Annotated in this window: 17 protein-coding genes and 1 pseudogene; 7 read left to right on the top strand and 11 right to left on the bottom strand. The window is 69.6% G+C overall.

What is annotated here, in order from left to right; genetic code table 11:
• Nucleotides 1-252 (bottom strand): ricin-type beta-trefoil lectin domain protein (locus VG296_RS20605; RefSeq protein ID WP_325568019.1); only part of this gene is annotated, 252 nt, incomplete at its 3' end.
• A 463-nt stretch (nucleotides 253-715) separates the two neighbouring features.
• Nucleotides 716-1,477 carry a DeoR/GlpR family DNA-binding transcription regulator gene (locus tag VG296_RS20600; protein WP_325568017.1) on the bottom strand — a complete coding sequence of 254 codons (762 nt, stop codon included), beginning with the start codon at nucleotides 1,475-1,477 and terminating at the stop codon, nucleotides 716-718.
• 90 nt (nucleotides 1,478-1,567) lie between these two features.
• On the opposite strand from VG296_RS20600, the gene VG296_RS20595 reads away from it, so the two are divergent.
• The gene (locus VG296_RS20595) at nucleotides 1,568-2,791 is read left to right on the top strand and encodes an MFS transporter (RefSeq protein WP_325568015.1); all 1,224 of its coding nucleotides are present in this window, start codon (nucleotides 1,568-1,570) and stop codon (nucleotides 2,789-2,791) included.
• Here the strand turns inward: VG296_RS20595 and VG296_RS20590 are convergent.
• Together VG296_RS20590 and VG296_RS20585 are read right to left on the bottom strand one after the other, a co-directional pair.
• A complete protein-coding gene (locus VG296_RS20590; protein ID WP_325568013.1) occupies nucleotides 2,760-3,653 on the bottom strand; it encodes a class I SAM-dependent methyltransferase in 894 nt (297 codons plus the stop codon). The genes VG296_RS20595 and VG296_RS20590 overlap by 32 nt on opposite strands.
• 43 nt (nucleotides 3,654-3,696) lie before the next feature.
• The gene (locus VG296_RS20585; protein WP_325568011.1) at nucleotides 3,697-4,248 is read right to left on the bottom strand and encodes a QsdR family transcriptional regulator; all 552 of its coding nucleotides are present in this window, start codon (nucleotides 4,246-4,248) and stop codon (nucleotides 3,697-3,699) included.
• A 277-nt stretch (nucleotides 4,249-4,525) separates the two neighbouring features.
• On the opposite strand from VG296_RS20585, the gene VG296_RS20580 reads away from it, so the two are divergent.
• Complete coding sequence (locus VG296_RS20580; RefSeq protein ID WP_325568009.1) at nucleotides 4,526-6,634, top strand: MFS transporter; 2,109 nt, start codon at nucleotides 4,526-4,528, stop codon at nucleotides 6,632-6,634.
• Nucleotides 6,635-6,695: 61 nt separating this feature from the next.
• Here VG296_RS20580 and VG296_RS20575 read toward each other — a convergent pair whose 3' ends face one another.
• The 3 genes from VG296_RS20575 to VG296_RS20565 all read right to left on the bottom strand — a co-directional run bounded on the left by VG296_RS20575 (nucleotide 6,696) and on the right by VG296_RS20565 (nucleotide 9,724).
• Nucleotides 6,696-7,658, bottom strand: coding sequence for a hypothetical protein (locus tag VG296_RS20575; protein ID WP_325568007.1), 963 nt, complete (start codon nucleotides 7,656-7,658; stop codon nucleotides 6,696-6,698).
• Between the two features lie 184 nt (nucleotides 7,659-7,842).
• Nucleotides 7,843-8,427 carry a GNAT family N-acetyltransferase gene (locus VG296_RS20570; protein ID WP_349259641.1) on the bottom strand — a complete coding sequence of 195 codons (585 nt, stop codon included), beginning with the start codon at nucleotides 8,425-8,427 and terminating at the stop codon, nucleotides 7,843-7,845.
• Between the two features lie 151 nt (nucleotides 8,428-8,578).
• Nucleotides 8,579-9,724, bottom strand: a complete 1,146-nt coding sequence (locus VG296_RS20565; RefSeq protein ID WP_325568003.1) for a GntR family transcriptional regulator — start codon at nucleotides 9,722-9,724, stop codon at nucleotides 8,579-8,581.
• A 228-nt stretch (nucleotides 9,725-9,952) separates the two neighbouring features.
• Here VG296_RS20565 and VG296_RS20560 point away from each other — a divergent pair, with 228 nt between their 5' ends.
• The 4 genes and pseudogenes from VG296_RS20560 to VG296_RS20545 form a co-directional block, all read left to right on the top strand.
• Complete coding sequence (locus tag VG296_RS20560; protein WP_325568001.1) at nucleotides 9,953-10,882, top strand: sigma-70 family RNA polymerase sigma factor; 930 nt, start codon at nucleotides 9,953-9,955, stop codon at nucleotides 10,880-10,882.
• A 101-nt stretch (nucleotides 10,883-10,983) separates the two neighbouring features.
• A complete protein-coding gene (locus VG296_RS20555; RefSeq protein ID WP_325567999.1) occupies nucleotides 10,984-11,541 on the top strand; it encodes a dihydrofolate reductase family protein in 558 nt (185 codons plus the stop codon).
• A gap of 75 nt (nucleotides 11,542-11,616) precedes the next feature.
• Nucleotides 11,617-11,814, top strand: a complete 198-nt coding sequence (locus tag VG296_RS20550) for a hypothetical protein (RefSeq protein ID WP_325567997.1) — start codon at nucleotides 11,617-11,619, stop codon at nucleotides 11,812-11,814.
• Nucleotides 11,815-11,854: 40 nt separating this feature from the next.
• A pseudogene (locus VG296_RS20545) lies at nucleotides 11,855-12,235 on the top strand (sigma factor); the annotation flags it as partial.
• On the opposite strand, the gene VG296_RS20540 reads toward VG296_RS20545, so the two are convergent.
• On the bottom strand, nucleotides 12,195-12,584 hold the full coding sequence (locus VG296_RS20540; RefSeq protein ID WP_325567993.1) for a nuclear transport factor 2 family protein: 390 nt from the start codon (nucleotides 12,582-12,584) through the stop codon (nucleotides 12,195-12,197). The pseudogene VG296_RS20545 and the gene VG296_RS20540 overlap by 41 nt on opposite strands.
• 137 nt (nucleotides 12,585-12,721) lie before the next feature.
• Between VG296_RS20540 and VG296_RS20535 the strand changes: the two genes are divergently transcribed.
• Entirely contained in the window at nucleotides 12,722-13,552 is an 831-nt protein-coding gene (locus VG296_RS20535; RefSeq protein ID WP_325567991.1) for a helix-turn-helix transcriptional regulator, read from the top strand.
• An 8-nt stretch (nucleotides 13,553-13,560) separates the two neighbouring features.
• Here the strand turns inward: VG296_RS20535 and VG296_RS20530 are convergent, their stop codons facing one another.
• The 3 genes from VG296_RS20530 to ssuE all read right to left on the bottom strand — a co-directional run bounded on the left by VG296_RS20530 (nucleotide 13,561) and on the right by ssuE (nucleotide 18,475).
• Complete coding sequence (locus VG296_RS20530; protein ID WP_325567989.1) at nucleotides 13,561-17,172, bottom strand: TIM-barrel domain-containing protein; 3,612 nt, start codon at nucleotides 17,170-17,172, stop codon at nucleotides 13,561-13,563.
• 148 nt (nucleotides 17,173-17,320) lie between these two features.
• Nucleotides 17,321-17,839 (bottom strand): DUF1990 domain-containing protein, encoded by a 519-nt coding sequence (locus tag VG296_RS20525; protein WP_325567987.1) that lies wholly within the window; start codon nucleotides 17,837-17,839, stop codon nucleotides 17,321-17,323.
• Nucleotides 17,840-17,869: 30 nt separating this feature from the next.
• Complete coding sequence (ssuE, locus tag VG296_RS20520) at nucleotides 17,870-18,475, bottom strand: NADPH-dependent FMN reductase (RefSeq protein ID WP_325567985.1); 606 nt, start codon at nucleotides 18,473-18,475, stop codon at nucleotides 17,870-17,872.
• Nucleotides 18,476-18,631: the final 156 nt, after the last annotated feature.

Here is an 18,631-nt window from a genome sequence, read left to right as displayed (position 1 = left end):
CGATCCGACGGTCCACTGCTGAGCGCCGGTGCCGTTGCAGGTGTAGACCTGGATCGGGTTGGAATCGGCCGAACTCGCGCTGCGGTCATCGAGACACAGGCCCTGATAGCCGGTGATCTGCCCGGTACCACTGGCAGCCTGCGCGACGCTCGCGGCGCTCACCCCGAAGCCGGCCAGGAGCACGACGGCTCCGAGCACGGCCACGGCGCGGCGGTGGACGGTGCGGAACAGTGAATTCCTTGTGAGTTTCATCCGGTGGGTTCCTCGCTTCATGCGCGGTGTTGAGCCCTGATGTAAGTGCGCGACCACGGCTACGTCAGCCGCCTCTGCCGCATCCGGGTGGGTATTCCGGCCCACGCGGAGGCGCCCGGATCCGCGAAAAGGCAGCGTTGTGCCGGGCCTGTCGCACGCATGGTGCGTCACAGGGGGCTGCGATCCGCGTACCCGATGCGTCGCCGTGGCATCGCGTACGGTGTGAGAATGGTCTAGTCCAGCTGAGCCGTCAAGACCTCCGGGGTGGCGCGGTCAGGCGCGCAATGGCCGGTCAAGGGCGGTGTCGGCTTCGGTCGGGCGGGGGTGGCCGTTCCCGGAACCAAGGCCTGAAACAGAATCATGTTTCAGCACGCGCGCGCAACGATCCCCTATGGTCTGGACCAATTTCTCGCGGGCTGTTGACCGGACGGCATGTCGGATGTAGTCCGGCCAGGGATCTTCGTCAGGCGGTTTTGACCACGGTGCCGGCTCCATCGAGCGCCGCTACTTCGTCGGGCGGCGCGGTGGTGTCGGTGACGAGGGTGTGCACGAGCGCGGAGGGTCCGACGTAGGCGTGGGCGGTACGGCCGAGTTTGCTGCCGTCGGCGGCGGCGATGACGCGGCGCGTTGAGGCGATGATCGCCTTCTTCACCGCCGCGTCGTCGAGGTCGTAGGCGGTCAAGCCCTCGGCGGCGCTCAGGCCGCAGCAGCCGACGATCGCGGTATCGAATCGCAGTGCCGCCAGCGAGGCGAGCGTGAGGGGGCCGGTGAGGGCGCCCTCACCGTTGCGGGGCCGTCCACCCGGCACCATCAGCGTGGTCGGGGCGGGGGCGTCGCTGAGTACGTGGATGGCCTGCAGTGACAACGGCATCACGGTGACCTGTCGGCCGTGCAGCATTCGGGCGACCTCCAGGCACGTGGTGCCGCTGTCGAGGAGGACGGTCTCGCCGTCGGCGATGAGCATGGAGACCTCGGCGGCGATCCGCCGCTTGGCGTCGAGAGCCTCGTGCGCGCGCAGCGCGAAGGGCGGCTCCTCGCCCCGAAGCAGCAGGTTGCGTGCCCCGCCGCGGAATCGTTCGACGATCCCCTGTGCGGCCAGTGCGTCGAGGTCGCGCCGGATGGTCATCTCCGAGGCGCCGGTCAGCTCGGCGAGTTCCGGAACCGTGGCGCTGCCCGACTCCTTGACGGCCTGGGCGATCAGCCGGTGCCGGTCCGCATTGCTCATGCCCACGATTGAACACTGCCCGGATCGAACATGCAAGCTGTTCGCAAAGGCGGTGTTCAAACACCGAGGTTGTTCGTTATGGTGGTCGGTATGGAACGTGCGCTCCGAGCCGCCCGCGTGGCGACCTTCGTCTACTTCGTCCTCGACGGCACCTTGATGGGCATGTGGCTGGTGCAGATCCCCACCGTCGAGAAGCGCGTGGGGATCAGCCACGCGACGCTGGGGAGCCTGCTGGTGCTCCTCGGCCTCGGCGCCTTCATCGGCATGCAGATCGCCGGCCGACTGGCCGACCGCCTCGGCACCCGCGCGGTGGTCCCCGCGGCCGGGGTGCTGTGCGGCGCGGCCCTCGTGCTGCCCGGGCTCGCCCGAAATCCCTGGGAGCTGGCGGGCGCGCTCCTCGTCTTCGGCTTCGCCAACGGCTGCCTGGATGTGAGCATGAACGCCCACGCGGTGCACGTGGAGAAGGCCTACAACCGGCCGGTCATGTCGGCCTTCCACGCGACCTTCTCCGTCGGCGGGGTCATCGCCGCCCTCGTCGGGGCGCGGGCGACCAGCGCCGGGATGAGCCCGGCCGCGACACTCGGTGCCGCGGGTGCGGTCGGCATCGTCGTCGCCCTGATACCGGCGCGCAGTCTGCTCGCGGCCACGCCGACCGCCCCGGCGCCCGACCCCACGGCCGCGCAGCGCCTGGGAGAACCGGCGGCGAAGCGTCGGACCGTTCCTCGGCGCATCTGGATCCTCGCCGCCTTGGCGCTGATGTGCATGTTGTGCGAGGGAGTCGCCAACGACTGGAGCGCCCTGGAGGCCAAAACCATCCTCGGCGCTCCGGCGAGTACCGCGGCCTTCGCCTACGGCACCTACGCGGCGACGATGACCATAGGCCGGATGCTGGCCGATCGCGCCTCCAGGCGGTTCGGATCGGCGTCCGTCCTTCGCTACGGCGCGGCCACCGGCGCCGTCGGTCTGACGGTCGTGGCCCTCTCACCGTGGATCTGGATGGCCCTGGCGGGATGGGCGCTGTTCGGACTCGGCCTGTCCGGCTGCGTGCCGCAGCTGTTCAGCGCCGCCGGACACACCGACCCCGCCGCCGCCGGGACCAACGTCTCCCGAGTCGCCGGCCTCGGCTACCTCGGAATGCTCGCCGGCCCGGCGGTGATCGGCTGGATGACCCATCTCCTGTCGCTCAACCACACCTTCCTGCTCCCGGCCCTGCTCCTGGTGGTCGCCGCCGTGGCCGCCGGGATCCTGCACGCCGAGCCCGAGCCGGAATCCGCGCCCGAGCCTACGCAGGACGCAGCTGAAGTCGCACGATGACGATCGGCGGGACGTCGAAGGCTACAGCCGCGGCCGCGGGCACCTGATCGAGCAGCTCCCAGCCGACCTCGGTCGGCATCGGCGGCCGCGTCGCGGGCCGGTCCGACCGGCGGGCGCGGTGCGGCTGCGGCTCGGCACAGTGCCTGACCTCGAACCCGAGCGGCAGCGCCGCGGCGAGATAGGCGCTGAGCGGACGGTGATACTCGGCGAGGGTCGAGGGGCGCCCGTCGCCGGGCTTACGCGGCAGAGTGGGCCGCACGTAGGACAGCAGCTGGTGCGGATCCGAGATGACGAGGTGCCCGCCCGGTCGCAGCACGCGCGCGAATTCGGCGAAGACCGGAGTGAGGTCGGGGATGTGGCACAGAGCCAGCGCGCACACGATCAGGTCCACCGAGTCCTCGGCCAGGGGAAGCGCTTCCAGGTCACTCAGGTGCAGTTCCAACTCCGGCAGCTTCTTCGCGGCGACCGCGAGCATCTCAGCGTTCGCATCCACCCCGATCACGCGGTGGCCGAGCTCGGCAAGGTATGCCGCGTGCCGACCGGTGCCGCAAGCAGCATCAAGGGCCGTGCCCACGGGAAGAGCGGCCAAGATCTCGCGCACCAGTGGCTGCTCGAAGTCGATCATCGAGTTCGGGCCGTCATAGCTCTCAGCCCACCCGTTATAGACCTCCTCGGTGCTGATGCCGCCCGCCACGGCGTCCACGCCCTCGGCTTCCAACAGCGTCGGATCGGCGAGCAGCTCGCGGATTTCAGCGATGCGAGCCTCGACGAACGCCTGGTCGCCGGTGCCGTCGCGCATGCCGCGCAACAGGGCGACGCCTTCGAGGCCGAGAAGATACGCGAGCGGGCTCAAGTACGTCACCCTAGGACGGTAGTAAGCGCGATCTCCGCGCGGCAAAGGGTTTTCAAGCCTCGATCAGGGCGCGTTGGAGTCGGTTCGCCTTCTCCACGTCGGGCTCGCGGGCGGCCAACCCGTCGGCGTACAGGAACGATTCCCCGATTCGGACCAGCGCGTACGCGAGATCTTCGGGCTCGATGATCGGTTCGAGTCCGAATTCCTTCATGTCCCAGCGCAGCGCGGCCTCGACCGCGCCGACGACGCCGGGCTGGATGCGGCCGCGGGGGTCCGTCAGGATCCTCATGGCGAGTGCCTGCTCCTCGTCGATGAGGCGGCGCAGGCCCTTGGACTCGGCGACGATCGCGTTGAAATGACGCAGTGAACCGGTGGTGTGCAGGGCGTCGGCGGGCCTCTCGCGTTCCCACCGCTTCGCGGCCACGGCGAGGGAGCGCTCCGTCACCGCCCACAGGGCGCGGCCGAGCAGTTCCTCCCGGCCGCCGACGCGGCGGAAGAGGGTGGCTCGGGACACGCCGAGTTCGTCGGCGAGGCCCTGCATGTCAAGGCGCCGACAGTCGATGAACCAGCGCGCGGCTCGTTCCACCGCGTCGGGCGCGGACATCGTGCCTCCCGGCGACTCCTGGGCGCGGAACGCTGAAACATCTTCCAGAAGTGTTGCACGCGCTGGTCTTAGGTGCCATTCTCTGCGATACCCCGCACCGCTCGCCGCCGGATCAACGAGGATCCGACCGTCCGAGGAGGACCTGAGCCGCACGGGTCCCGCCGCAATCGAGAAAGATCCTGATACGCTCCCCGGCCCTCGCCGGGGAGGCACCGCCGCACGGACACGGAAATAAGCAAGCGCTTAGTTAGATCATCCGCAATGGAAGGGCACCTCAATGGCGAGAAGCTCAGCCCGCTCAGCGCCCGCGGCCCCGGCCGTCCAGGCCAGAGGCGGCATCTGGGGCCGGCAACTGGACCACTACCCGTCCACCGGGCCGCGTGCGATGTATCTGATCATCGTCGTCCTCGCGACGATCACTCTGTACTACGAGCTCTACGTCCAGGGCTCGGTGGCCACCGCGCTCGCGGCCAACCTGCACATGACGCTCGTCTACCTGATCGCGATCTCCATCGTGGGCAACGGGGTCGGCGCGTTCGCCTCCGTGGTCGCGGGCCTGGCCGACCGCTGGGGACGGGCGAACCTCGTGGTCTACGGCCTCGCGGCGACGGGCGTGCTGGTGCTGTTCGGGCTGGCGAACGCCACCGACAAGTGGGTCTACCTGGTGCTGTTCGCCGTGGTCAGCTTCGTCGAGGGGATGATCCTGGTCGCCACGCCCGCGCTGATCCGCGACTTCTCGCCGCAACTCGGGCGTGCCTCGGCGATGTGCTTCTGGACGATGGGCCCGGTGCTCGGCAGCCTCGTGGTGAGCGAGGTGGCCAGCCACACCCTCGGCTCGCATCCGGACTGGCAGTACCAGTTCCGGGTGTGCGGAGTGGTGGGCGTCGCGATGTTCGTGATCGCCTTCGTCGGCCTGCGCGAGCTCGCACCGCAGTTGCGCGACCAGCTGATGGTGAGCCTGCGCGACAAGGCCCTGATCGAGGCGAACGCGCGCGGCATCGACCCGAACGCGATGCTCAGCGGGCACTGGCGGCAGATGCTGCGCAAGGACATCGTGGGGCCGGCGATCGCCGTCAGCGTTTCGCTGCTGTTCTACTACATCGCGGTCGGCTTCTTCGTGGTCTTCTACGCCACGAACTTCGGTTACACCGAGGCGCGGGCGAACGCGCTTTCCAACTGGTACTGGGGGATCAACGCGGTGGCCCTGCTGGTCGCCGGAGTCCTGTCCGACCTGCTCAAGGTGCGCAAACCCTTCATGCTGCTGGGCGGGCTGGTGAGCCTGGTCGGCGTGGCGATGTTCGCGATCGCGACCACGCACCCGGGCACGACGTACTACGAGTTCGTCGGCATCCTGATGCCCGTCTCGATCGGCGGCGCGTTCGCGTTCGCCGCGTGGATGGCCGCGTTCACCGAGACCGTGGAGAAGCACAACCCCGCGGCGACGGCCACCGGCCTCGCGGTGTGGGGTGCGACCCTGCGCACGATCGTCGTGGTGGCGCTGCTGGCGCTGATCGCGGTGATCCCGGCCGCCAACACGCTGGTGAATCAGGGTTCGCAGGTGGCCGCGGCGGCTGCCGGGCAGGCGCCGGGACTCACGTCGGCCGAGAACGCGACGGTCAGGGCCGTGGCGGCCGATCCGACGATCGCGACCCGGGTCCAGACGATCGCCGCCCAGGACTCGGCGCAACTGGCCACCGCGCAGAAACTCACCCCGCAGACGCGGGCCGCGCTCGCCGCGTCGCCGAGCGACCCGGCCACCCAGGCCCAGGCGCTCAGCGAGATCTCCGGGCTGCCGGTCGGCGACGTCACCAAGGTGATAACGCTCGGCGCCCAGGACGCGACGCAGCTGGCCACGGCCCAGGCGATCGACGCGGGGACGCAGGCGGCGCTGCAGGCGAACCCGAACGACGCGGCGGCCCAGGCCAAGGCGGTCGGCGAGATCGCGGCGGCGTTCCATCTGACAGCCACCCAGGCGACGGCCCGCTTGCAGGCGCTCGCGGCGGTGCCGCAGGCGGATCTGGCGCTGTTGGCCACGGAGGCCAAGCCGGTTCAGACGGCGGCCGCTCAGCTCACCGCTCTCGGCCAGGTGCCGGCGGCCGATCTGGCGCTGGTCGGGCAGTACGGCCCGGGCCTGCAGGATCCGAAGGTCGTGGCCGAACTCAAGTACCTGCAGGCCAACGCGCCCGCGGTGGAGCAGGCGCAGAAGCAGTCCCCGATCCAGTGGCAGCACTGGTGGTGGGTGTGCTTCGCCGGCCAGATCGTGTTCCTGCCGTTCATCTGGCTGATGACCGGGCGCTGGAGCCCGCGTCGGGCCAAGCAGGACGCGCGCGAGCACGCCGAGAACGTCGACCAGAAGTTGGCGGCGCTCGCCGCACTGGCCGACTGACCGTATCGACTGAGGCGGCCGTGACGATCTCCCGAATCTGCGGGGATCCTCACGGCCGCCTTCAGAGCGCCGCGACCATCAGTTGCCAGTGCGTACCGATGATGGTTTGGATCTGCTGAACCGTCGGTCCGCTACCCGCCAACTCAGGCTGCTGCTTACCGCCGGCGGTCACCGTCGCACTGCCACAGCCGCTCGCTGCGATCTGGACCTGTGCGAGCCGGGCACCCGTGCCGGATTCGAACGTCAGGCCGAGGCTGCCGCCGGTGTCCTCCGGACAGTTGAACGTGCCGAGCGGCTGTGTGGGCAGGGCATTGATGATCTTCTCGACCTGGGCGATCTCGGACGGATTCGTGACCGTGGTCGCATCGGCGGCCCGCGCGCCGAGCCCGGGGAACGTCGGCGTGGCCACGATCTGTGTCGCGCCCGACACCGTTTCCTGTGCGGTCCGCTCCGGCCGGTAGACGACCGCCGCGATCAGTTGGAGTCCGGTCGTGCGGCCGTCCGGCAGGGTGAAGGCCTCGGCGTACAGGTTGATCTGGTCGAGGACGCCGGATGCATTCTCCATATAGCCCGTAAGGAAATACGGGGAGACGGAGGTCGGTGAACCAGACCGCGAAGACATGAGGCCGGCCGGCGGGTTCGCTCCGAGCCAGGCGGCCAGTGCGCTGGGCGACAGCGAGCTCTGCCACCATTCCGTCCGGGTAACCAGCTCAGGGCGCTGATTCAGGAACGGCATGGAGGACGGCGTCGGGGCGTTCGCGGGACGCGCGCTGAGCCGCGAGGAACCCGGCGGCAGGTGAACGGCGGCGAGCAGCGTTCGCGCCTCCCGCAGCGCGGCCTGCGCGTTTGGGCTGGATCCGGCATCCTGCGCGGCCTTGACCGCGGCCGGGGCTTGGGCCACATCGGTCGTCGCGTGGACAAGTTGCCCGCCGAGCAGCCCACCCGCGGCCACCAGCCCGACGGCGGCCACCCGAGCGACCGGCGCGATCGCGGAGAGCGGGTCTATGGATCGACGTCTCGTCATGCGAGTTGGACGATGCGCGGGTGCCGCCGGTTCCGCTTGAAAGCCGCGGCGTTGAGGTCAATGCGCGCTCTCCGTCGCGCCGACGGCGTCAGGATGCTGACTGGAAAGGTGTTCGAAGGCCCTGCCGGTAGGGGTCTCCGGTTCGTGAGAACCGCGCGGGTGACCCGAGAACGCCGCGCCGAGGTCAGCCGTCCTGCGCGGTCGGGCGGATGAGGTAGGTCAGGTCCGCGGACTGGTCAGGCAGCCGGATCTCGGTGAAGCCCATCCGGTCGTAGAACGCGCGGGCACCGGTGTTCGACGTCGCCATGGACAGGTGGACCGCCTCGGCGCCGGCCGCGTTCAAGGCGGCCAGGAACATGTTCATCAGGGCTCTGCCGGCGCCCTTGCCCTGCGCCTGCGGCAGCAGGTCGATGTGCAGGTGCGCCGGATAGGCGGCGAGGCCCGGCTTGAGCATCCGCTCCGGGTTGTGCAGCAGCGCGGCCATCCAGCCATCGGGATCGGCGTCGAAGTCGTCCTGTTCCGACGGCTGGATGTGCAGGTCGGCCACCCGCGGCAGCCACTGTTCGCGGAAGCGCTCGATGAAGCGCGCCGTGTCCGGGGTGCCCACGATGTACCCGACCGCGCGGCCGCCGTCGTCCGCGACGAAGGCGAATTCGGGTTCGAGTACGGCGTAGGGGATCGCGAAGATGTCGGAGATCAGGTCCTGGTCCCGGTACAGGCCGCGCGCGTCGCCGCCCGCGTTGCCGGTTCGCATGCAGATATCCCGCATCGCGGCCTCGTCGGAGTCCTGGTAGGGCCTGACTGCGAACACGTTGCTCCCCTTCGCGTTTCCACCGACCGCGGCTGCGCCGGTCGGGTGCCGGCGCGGCACATCGTTGATCATCTTATCCGGCTGGGTCGCCGCGGCGATGCTCGGTCGCTCACCCGTCGGGGGCCTCGCGTTTCACGGAGCGTGGTATGCGGACCGGCTGCCGGAGCGCGTCGATGCCGCCCGCCGCGTAGCGGCCGAGCCACGCGCGGACCCGGTCGTCGCTGATGTGCAAATCCGCCGCCACCTGGTGGGGTGAGGATTTGGCGCACCCCAGAACGATCCGGGCGCGGCCGGCCAGTGTCCGCTCCGGGGATCCGGGCAGCAGCCACGCCTCCAACCACGCGCGATCGCGATCACTGATATGCAGGACACTGCTTTGCGAGGGCGGCTCGACGCCGGGTTCGGCGGCGGACGCCGGAGCCGCGGCGCCGGGCTGGAACGTCAGGCGCGCCTCGTCGTCGAAGACGCGGAAGACGGTGCGGAGCAGGACGAGTCCGTCGGCGTCCTCGAAGGTGCGCTCGACGTGCACGTGGGCGGCCGGGTCAAGATCCTGGGACTCACCCTGGATCGGATGCGGCGTGGCATGCGGCAGCGCGCGCACCTGGTCGGTCCGCTGCGCGTCCGGGAATCGAAGGCTGAGCCAGCCGAGCAGTTCCCCGAGATCCGGATCGACTCCGGGCGGCCGGGTTCTCGGCTGTGCTTTCGCGGCGGTTTTCTCAGCGTCCGCGGAGACCTGGGCAACCGCCTTCGCCAAGGGCGGCGCCTGGCTGACGAGCCGATGGTGGAAGGACGACACCGAGCTCTGCACGATGCTCCCGTCGTGGGCATAGGCCCAGTGGCGGTAGAGATAGGGCGCGTGGCCGACCGCACGGTCGTCCTTCGCCCGGGTACTCGTGCGGGCGCGCGTGCTGCCGGTCAGCAGGCCGGTGCAGTGCAGGACGTCGCTCTGCAGCAGCAGGCCCGGGAAGTGCTCGGAAGGTCCCGGCCACGAGTCGACATCGCTGCCGGGCCGGGCCCCGCCCGCCGCGAGAACGTACGTCCCCAGGTGGTCCCGGAGGACGAGCCCGGCCGTATGCAGCCGGTCGATCGCGGCGCGCACGGTCTGCCGGGTGGTGGCGTAGCGTTCGGCCAGTTCTCTCTCCGAAGGTATGTTGTGCCCCGGTCCGAGCTTCCGCTCCCGGATGGCGTGCTCGAGATCCGCGGCGATGACAAGGTATTTGTGTCTGGTCGGCGTGGGCTGCCGGATGCCAGGCATGAGTGTGCGATCCTCCCACGGTTGTTACCGTGCGTGATGTTCTCGGTGGCCGCTGTCATTCTATGGCACTGGTCTGGACCAATTGCAAATCCGAGCGTATTCAGGCAGACACCCTGCGCAATCCGTTGTCACGCATCACTAGTGGTCAGCCGCCCCGGTAGCTAGAAACTGCGCCACGACAACGCGCCGTTTCGCGCTTGCCGGACCACGCTCTGGCATGCTGGCGTGGTGGACTTCGAGCCGTACCGGGGTGAGCTGACAGCGTTCTGCTACCGCATGACGGGCTCGATCCACGATGCCGAGGACCTTGTGCAGGAGACGCTGCTGCGGGCCTGGAAGGCCCATGACCGGTACGACCCGGCGCGCGCGACGGTGCGCACGTGGCTCTACCGGATCGCCACCAACGCGTGTCTGACCGCACTGGAGGGGCGTGCTCGGCGGCCACTGCCCTCGGGGCTTGGGGCGCCCGGCAACGACCCGGCCGGCACGCCCTTGACGCCCGCGCTCGACGTGCCGTGGCTCGAGCCCTTTCCCAGCGCGCGCTTCGATGTGGAGGCGCGGGCGGATCTGCGGCTTGCCTGGGTCGCGGCGGTGCAGCACCTGTCGGCGCGGCAGCGGGCGGTGCTGGTGCTGCGCGAGGTTCTGGAGTTCTCGGCCGCCGAAGTCGCCCAGCAGTTGGAGACCACTGTCGCCGCGGTCAACAGCGCCCTGCAGCGGGCGCGGGCGACGATGCGCGACGCCGGCGAGGCCGACGCCGTACGCGAGGCGGATGACCCCGATCAGCGCGCGGTGATCGAGCGGTACGCGCGGGCGTTCGAGGTGGCCGACGTGCCCGCGCTGGTGCGTTTGCTGGCCGAGGACGCGGTGCTCGAGATGCCGCCGGTGCCGCTGTGGTTCCGTGGCCGCGAGGACTACGGGCTGTTCATGGAGCGGGTTTTCCGGATGCGGGGATCCGGCTGGCTCACCCGCGTGCTCGTCGCGAACGGACAGCCCGCGCTCGCCGGCTACCACGTCGAGCCTGCCGGGGATGTCTATCGGCCGCACAGCCTGCAGGTCTTCACGATCTCGGAGGGCGGCCTGGTCACCGGCAACGTCGTGTTCGCCGACCCGCGCGTGTTCGCCGCCTTCGGCCTGCCGGAGCGGATTTCGGTCGGCTGATTCCGCTCGGTTCCGCGGAGTTTCCGCTCGGGGCGATGAGTCCGGGCGATGCCGCCGGTATGTATCGGCGAGCATCACCGAGTGGACTGGAGGGTCCCATCATGAGCGTCATCGTCATCTCATTCGTCACCCTCGACGGGGTCGTCGCCGACCCGGACGGTTCCGGCGGCACCGAGCACGGCGGCTGGATGTTCCGCTTCGGCCGCGGGGCCATCGACGGCGACAAGTTCCAGATCGGCCGGATCCTCGACGAGGGGGCCATGCTGCTCGGCCGCGGCACCTGGCAGCAGTTCTCGCGGCTGTGGCCGGCGCGCGAGGGCGAGTTCGCGGGCCGGATGAACACCGCGGTCAAGCTCGTCGCCAGCCGCAAGAAGGTCGACGTCTCGGCATGGTCGAACTCGAACCTGATCGGCGGCGACGTGGTCGAAGCGGTCAAGAGCGAGCAGCGCGACTTGGTCGTGCTCGGCAGCGTGAGCATCGTGCGGCAGCTCGCCGCCGCGGACCTGGTCGACGAGTACCGACTGATCACGGTCCCCACCGTCGTCGGCGCCGGCGAGCGGCTGTTCGCGGACGACGCCGCGTACGCGGAGTTCGAGTGCGTAGCCGGCGAACTCACCGGACCGCTCGCCCTCGCCTGCTACCGCCGGGCCGCCCACTAGAGCCGCCTGCGACTTCGTAGTGGGAGTGAGGGTCGGCGCGAGACCGGCCCCTGGTGGCTACCGGGAGTGATCGTCATGGCGAAGTACCTGCTCGCGCTCTACAGCGCCGATGCCGAAAGGCGCTCCCCGGATCAGGTGGAGAAGCTGTGGGCCGACGTGAACGCGTTGGGCGAGAAGCTGACGGAGGCGGGCGCGTTCGTGTTCCAAGGCGGCCTGATCGGGGCGGAGTCGGCGACCGTCGTGCGCCGGTCCGGCGGCGAATTCCTGATGTGACGGTGACCGCGGCCGGGCGGCGGCCGTGGACTCTCGCGCGGTGACGACGGTCGAAGCCGTCTTCCGCCGCGAGTACGGTCGCTGCGTCGCAGGTCTGATCCGCTTCCTCGGCGATATCGACGCCGCCGAGGAAGCGGTCCAGGATGCGTTCACCGTGGCGGCCGCCACGCGGCCCGCGGACGGACAACCGCCCAATCCCGGTGCGTGGATCGTCACGACCGCCCGCAACCGGGCCATCGACAGGCTGCGCCGCGAGTCCGTGCGCGACGAGCGGCACGCGCGGGCCTATCACCTGGACGGCCCCGCCGGTCAGGCCGCGAGTGACGACGCCCCGGCGCCGCAGGAGGACACCGCGCCCGATGACCGGCTGCGCCTGATGTTCATCTGCTGCCATCCGGCGCTGAACCAGCCCGCGCGGGTTCCTGGTTGTTCCACATTCGGAACATGGTGCACTTGCCGTTCTTGTCGAACGTCACGGTCCACAGGTTGCTGAAGGTGCCGAGTTCCTTGTACGTCCCGATGCCGCGGATGGCGGCGGTGTCTCCAGTGATCATCAGAGTGGACCACTCGAAGTCCCAGCCGCCCTCCTGCCATGCCGCGCGGCTTTGCCAGCCCTCGGCGATGTTCGCGCGCCCGATCCAGTCGGTGGCATACGGCGATTCGTGATACTCGGCTGTCGGGGTGAACAGCGCTGTGATGTCCTTGGCCGCGTTGGTCCGCCAGGCCTTCACATATCCGATGACCCATACGTCGACCTGCTGTTGCGTCACCACTGTGCACGCCTTTCGATCGATAGGTCCCCAGGATCCATCCGGGTCTCGCCGGGAAGGAAGGACGTGTCTTCCTAGGTGCGCCGCACCCAGGCTCGTGCCGAGTGCCTGCGAGACGGTGGCCGTAGAATCGGGTGGTGGGCGACTACGAGTTGGGTGAGTTCCTGCGCGTGCGGCGCTCCCGGCTGACGCCCGCGGACGTGGGCCTGCCGTCGAGCGGAGCGCGGCGGGTGGCGGGGCTGCGCCGCGAGGAGGTCGCGGTGCTGGCCGGGGTCAGCGCGGACTACTACGCGCGCCTGGAGCAGGGCAGGGAGACCAACCCATCCGGCCAGGTGGTCGACGCCCTCGCCCGCGCCCTGCGGCTGGATCCGGACGCGCACCGGCACGCCCACCGGCTGGCCGGACTCGCGCCGAGACCTACGTTCGTGAACCCGCCGAATGCGGCGCTGGATGACGGCCTGCTTCAGCTGATGGATGCCTTTCCCACCGCCGTCGCCTACATCGTCAACCACCGCCTCGAGGTCCTCGCCGCCAATGATCTGGCCGACGCGCTGCTCTCACCGCTGACCGACCGGCGTGACATGGTTCGCTCCCTGTTCTACGACCCGGCCGCGCGAGACCTGTTCGCCGAGTGGCCGAGCGTCGCCCGCGACACCGTGCACGCGCTGCGCCTGGCCACGGGCCGGGAGCCGCGGGACCCGCTGCTGGCCGGGCTGGTCGCGGAGCTCGTCGCGAACAGCCCGGAGTTCGCGGCGTTCTGGCACGATCACGAAGTCGGTTCCCTGGGCCGCAAGTCGAAGGTGTTCAATCACCCGCAGGTCGGCCGGTTCGAGCTGACCTACCAGAGCTTCGACAGCCAGGGCTCGCCAGGGCTGCAACTGCTCGTGGGCACCGCCGAACCCGGCAGTGCCCACGCTGACTGCCTCACGCTGCTCGGCTCGCTACACGCGGCCGACCATGCGCGCTGAAGCCGTGGTCAGGGCAGGGTCCATTTCTGGTCGGACTGACCGTTGCAGTCTTCGATGATCAGTTGGGTGCCGGAGCCGCCGTTGCCGTTGTCCTCCAGGCACTTTCCGGACTGCGGGTTGGCCAGAGCGCCGCTCGGCTGCGCCACCCAGTCCTGCGCAGCGGTGCTGTTGCAGGTGTAGAGGTCGACGACGGTGCCGTTGGTGGTGTTGCCGCCGTTGACGTCCATGCACATGCCGAGCACCTGCAGCGTGCCGTCGGATCCGACCGTCCATTGCTGGGCGGTGGAATTGTTGCAGGTGTAGGCCTGGATCGGGTTGTAGTTCGTGGTCAACGCGCCGCGGTCATCGATGCACAAGCCCTGATAGCCGGTGATCTCTCCGGCTGGTGCGGTGGTGGAACCGATGGCAGTGGTTGTGGTGTTGGAGGTTCCTCCGCCGGTGGTCACCGAGACGGTGGCACTGGTGTTGGGGGTGACGGCCCACTGGCCGTTCGTGCCGGATGGTTGGGGGACGGTGAAGGTGACGGCGCTGTCGCTCCAGCTGTTGATCGTGAAGGAGGCGGCGTCGCCCGGGGCGCCCCAGTTGGTGCCGTTGTCGCTGAAGGTCAGGTAGCTGCTGCCTTGGCTGGCGCCGAAGCCGCTTCCGGTGATCGTGACCTGCTTACCCGCCGCGGCGCTGGACGGAGAGGCGAAGGTGATCCGCGGGGTGCTCGGCTCCGCCAGTTGCACGGGGGAGCCGCCGACCTGGGTGACAGTGAGGCTCGCCGTGGTCGACACCGCTCCGACCGCGACCTGCAGGGTGTCGGTCGCCGCGTTGTACGTCCACTGCGATGTCGCGATCGTCTGTCCGTTGATCTGGACGGAGGTGGGCTGCGACTCGTCGACCAGGTCGAGGGTGTACGTGCGGCTGGCGGGCTCGCCGGGGTACGAGCCGGCGGCGGGGGAGATGGTGAGCGTCGAGGTGTGCGCGGAGGCGTTCTCGGTGTAGCCGATCGGTGTGCTGGTGGACTGCCCGGACCGGTAGCCCAGGCCGGTTCCGGTGTCGTCGTACAGCGAGTAGGTGCCGTTGGCCCCGGCGTGCACCTGAAGGGTGATCGGCGCGGTGCCGGCGGTCTGGGCCTGGCCGCTGGACGGCTGCAGCGGAATGATGCCGCCTTCCTTGACGAACACCGGCATCCGGCTGGTGGGTACGTTGAAGGTCTGCGTCCCCGGACCGGTGAAGGTGGCGCCGGTGAAGTAGTCCTGCCAGGTGCCCGGCGGGAACCAGACCTGCGTGGCGACGCTGGCGCCGGGCTGGGTGACCGGAGCGACCAGTACGTCTGGCCCGAGCGTGTACTCGGTCGGGTTGGTGTAGGCCGCGGCCTGGCCGGGATAGTCGAGGTAGAGCGCCTGCGTCATCGGGATACCGGTGCTGCTCGCCTGCTCGGCCAGCGTGTAGAGATAGGGCACGAGCTGTTCGCGCAACTGCATGAACTGGTCGCCGACGGCCTGGGTGGCGGCGTCGTACTCCCACGGCAACCGCGCGTTCTGGCCCCAGTCGACCTCGTCCGAGTGTTCGCGCATGATCGGCTGGAACGTGCCGAGCTGCAGCCAGCGCAGGTAGAGGTCGTCCGGGTCGTTGCCGTTGCCGGTGGTGTTGCTGCCCAGGAAGCTGCCGATGTCGTCGCTGACGTACGGCTCGCCGATGCTGCCCTCGTCCTGGGAAAGCTGCGCCTCGCTGGCCAGGGTGTTCCAGGTGCCTTGGGTGTCGCCGGTGAACGCGATGGCCGAGCGGTGATCGGCCCACGGGCCCGCGGGGTACGCCCCGGCCTGCGAGGCCTGGTTCGACGCGCCGACACGGGACAGGTCGAAGCCGCGCTCGCCGTCGTTCACCATCTGCTGGGCGGTCAGGTAATTGATCCACGCGTCGGGGGTGACGCCGGGCTGCGAGAACACTCCGCTGCCGTCGCAGCACCAGTCGAGCCAGGTCATCGCGACGGAATTCTGCGTCGGGTCGGCGGTGGCGAAGTACGACTCGGCCTGCGCCACGTTCGCCCAGTCCCATACCGCGCACGGGCCGCCGTTGTTGCAACTCGACACGGTGGTCAGCGAGTTGCCCGCGATGCTCTGGGCCTGCGCGTAGAGCGGATCGTTGGTCGCGATGGCGGAGTGGACGTTCAGGGCGACGTCAATATCCTGCGACGCGGCCCAGTCGGTGAACGCGGTTGGATCCGGGAAGAGCGAGGGGTTCCACTCCCAGCCGTTCCAGGTGTTCGGGCTCTTCCAGTCCGTGTCGACCGACAGGTCGTCCAGGGAGACGCCGTTGGCCTGGAACCGGGGGAGGATCGTGCCCTCATAGGCCGCGGTCGAGTAGGGGTCGTACTGGGAGAACCAGTTGCCGAACACCGACTCGTCGGGCAGGGTCGCGGGCCCGGTCAGCTTCGCCAGGTCGGACAGCGCCCCGGCGTAGTCCTGCCCGTAGCCGAACAGGTATCCGTCCTCGATGTCCCCGGCCGGACGGTTGGCCACCCAGCCGTCCGAGGTCCACACCGCGGTCTTCGAGTCGTCGAGCAGATACCAGCCGGACTTGTCGAGCAGCCCGGGGGCCATCTGCGGGATGTTCGCGGCGCAGGTCGCGCACGTCGGGGTGCCGCCGGAGTACGAGCCGTTGACCGAGTCGTAGGAGCGGATGTACCCGCCGAGCGGATTCGCCGGAAGGAACGGCGCCGCGCTCGCTCCGGAAGCGTTTACGGCGATGTCATCGATGTTGACGTTGCAGCTGTCGCCGCTCACGCAGTCCACTGCGACGGTGTTGGTGCCCGCGGTCAGCGTCACCGGCACGGTGACGGTCGACCAGCTGTCCCAGTTCGCCGTCGTCGGCAGGCTGACCAGGGTGCTGACGCCGTTGACGACCAGGCTCTCGGTCCGCGTCTCGTTGTTGCCGTCGCCGCCGGTGCTGTTGGCGTACCGGATCGCCACGTTCGCCGAACCGGCCGGCGCGCCGAGCACCTGCCAGGAGGCGTCCGCCCCGCTGGCGCCGAGGCCGGCGACGAATCCGGCCGGGCTGAGGTAGTTCAGGTGGTTGCCCGCGATCGACGCCCCGCCGCTCAGAGTGGCCGCTCCGGCCTGGCAGGCCTGGCCGAAGGTGCACTCCGAACCCCAGGTCGGCGTGACGTTCGCGGAGGCTCCCGGAGGCAGCGCGCCGAGCAGTTGCATCTTGGTGTTGACGGTGCTGAACGGACCGGAGCCCAACTGGTAGGAGAACGTCATCTGGCTGGTGGTGATCGTCAGCCAGCCGTTGGAGACGCTGCTGGTGTACGCCGGGACGGTGAAGTTCCGGTCCATGATGTCGAAGGTCGGATCGTCGAGGAAGCTGCCGGTCGGCGAGTACTCCGTCCGGATCACCTCGGGGGCGAGCACCTCGAAGCGGGCGTCGCCCTCGACGACGGTGGCCGCGGCCGCGGCCTTGCCGTTCGCCAGGTTGATGGAGTTGGACAGGTTCACCGGGGACGTGTCGGAGGTGGCCGTCTGGGCGGCGGCGGCACCGACGGGCATGACAAGGGCCACGGCGATGGCCGCCGTGATCAGCGCGCCGCCGCGGCGCCGAGGGCGCAGGGCGTGGGAGAACGACGCTGTTCGCATACTGCTGCTCCTGGGGGACGGGGATCATCGTTGATCCCGAGCGTGGGTGTGGGTCGCACTCGTCCGGTCGGGCTGCGGTGCTTCATGAACTTCGAATAAAAACGTTTCACAGACAAGGTAGAGCAAAACCCGCGCCGCGTCGTGGTCCTCAGTGCCGATCGCGCAGCAGCCGCCGCAAGACGGCGCCGCAGCAGAGTACGTATACGTGCTGGAACAGCGGCGCGATCGGCCCGGCGAGCTTCGTGTACCACTTCGCGGCGACGCTGAACGCCCGGACCCTCAGCCATACGGAGTCATCGTCGTCCCACTCGACGATGAACGCCTCCTCGCCGCGCTCCGGATGCCGCGCCATCGTGCCGTATGCGAAGCCCTTGCGCCGCGGCTCGTCGACGACCCACACGATCTGGCAGTGCGCCCGGATCAGCACGAGATGCCGGGTGCCGATGTGCAGCCACACGTTCGCCTCGGGCTCGGCGCGCACATGGTCGGTCTGCGGATGCAGGCGCAGCGCCTTGTGCATCCGCCATTCGAGCACCGCGTCGGTAGCCGCGTGGAACTCCCGCTCGCCGCTCCCGATGCGCATTCGACGCCGCAGGCGGTGGTAGTTCTCGGGCAACGGCCCATCCCCGCGGGTGGCGCCGACCTCGGGATACGTCAATCCGTTCACGCGGCGATCGTAGCCGCATCGGGCCGTGTCTCAGGCTGCGCTCAGGGCGAATTCCGGCGGAGCTTGCTCACCGTTCCCGTCCCGTTCGCCATCGCCGTCGCCGTGGTGCAGCACGAGCGCGTCGGCGAAGCGGGTGACGGCGCGGCCGAGCGAGGCGCGGGTCTCGTCGCCGAACACGGCGCGGCCGTCCGGTTCGCGGGTGATGTGCTGGTCCAGCAGGAAGTAGCCCTGGACGACGTGCGCCGAGCCCAGCGAGCTGAGCACCGGGCGCAGCGCGTAGTCGATCGCCAGCACGTGCGCCGTCGTGCCGCCGGTGGCCAGCGGCAGCACGACCTTCCTGGCCAGGCCGGACTGGGGGAGCAGGTCGAGCAGCGTCTTGAGCAGCCCGGAATACGATGCCTTATACACCGGCGTCACCACGACCACCCCCTGCGCCCGTTCGAACAGCTCCAGCGCCTCGGCTATCGCGGGATGGGAGGTGTCGGCGCCGAGCAGCGGGGCGGGCGGCAGGTCGCGGGCGTCGAGCCCGTGCACGCTGTGGCCGAGCGCGGTGAGCTGCTCGTCGACGAGGCGGCGGGTGGCGGCGGACTTCGAATGCGCGGAGGGGCTCGCGGAAACGGTCAGAACGGTGGCCATGGTGAATGAACTACCTTCGGTGCTCGGCGGACTGCGCGGAGGGGGAGACGGAGCCGCCGGCGAACGGAGCGTCGCGGCGGCCTGAGGCGTCCGGTGCCGCGGACGCCGAGCAATTGACACCAGGAGGAGTCTATTTTGGTAGGGTGCCCCGCGCAA

This window comes from Actinospica sp. (assembly GCF_035552695.1).
In the GTDB taxonomy this organism is placed as follows: Bacteria; Actinomycetota; Actinomycetes; order Streptomycetales; family Catenulisporaceae; genus Actinospica.
Note: the sequence above shows the minus strand (reverse complement) of the source record. Positions and strands in the feature narration are given on the sequence as shown.

Coding starts and splice junctions, on each gene's coding strand:
- VG296_RS20580 (WP_325568009.1), top strand. CDS start 4,526: ATGGCGAGAAGCTCAGCCCGCTCAGCGCCCGCGGCCCCGGCCGTCCAG.
- VG296_RS20575 (WP_325568007.1), bottom strand. CDS start 7,658: ATGACGAGACGTCGATCCATAGACCCGCTCTCCGCGATCGCGCCGGTC.
- ssuE (WP_325567985.1), bottom strand. CDS start 18,475: ATGGCCACCGTTCTGACCGTTTCCGCGAGCCCCTCCGCGCATTCGAAG.
- VG296_RS20530 (WP_325567989.1), bottom strand. CDS start 17,172: ATGCGAACAGCGTCGTTCTCCCACGCCCTGCGCCCTCGGCGCCGCGGC.
- VG296_RS20570 (WP_349259641.1), bottom strand. CDS start 8,427: ATGCGGGATATCTGCATGCGAACCGGCAACGCGGGCGGCGACGCGCGC.
- VG296_RS20595 (WP_325568015.1), top strand. CDS start 1,568: ATGGAACGTGCGCTCCGAGCCGCCCGCGTGGCGACCTTCGTCTACTTC.
- VG296_RS20550 (WP_325567997.1), top strand. CDS start 11,617: ATGGCGAAGTACCTGCTCGCGCTCTACAGCGCCGATGCCGAAAGGCGC.
- VG296_RS20555 (WP_325567999.1), top strand. CDS start 10,984: ATGAGCGTCATCGTCATCTCATTCGTCACCCTCGACGGGGTCGTCGCC.
- VG296_RS20565 (WP_325568003.1), bottom strand. CDS start 9,724: ATGCCTGGCATCCGGCAGCCCACGCCGACCAGACACAAATACCTTGTC.
- VG296_RS20600 (WP_325568017.1), bottom strand. CDS start 1,477: ATGAGCAATGCGGACCGGCACCGGCTGATCGCCCAGGCCGTCAAGGAG.
- VG296_RS20585 (WP_325568011.1), bottom strand. CDS start 4,248: ATGTCCGCGCCCGACGCGGTGGAACGAGCCGCGCGCTGGTTCATCGAC.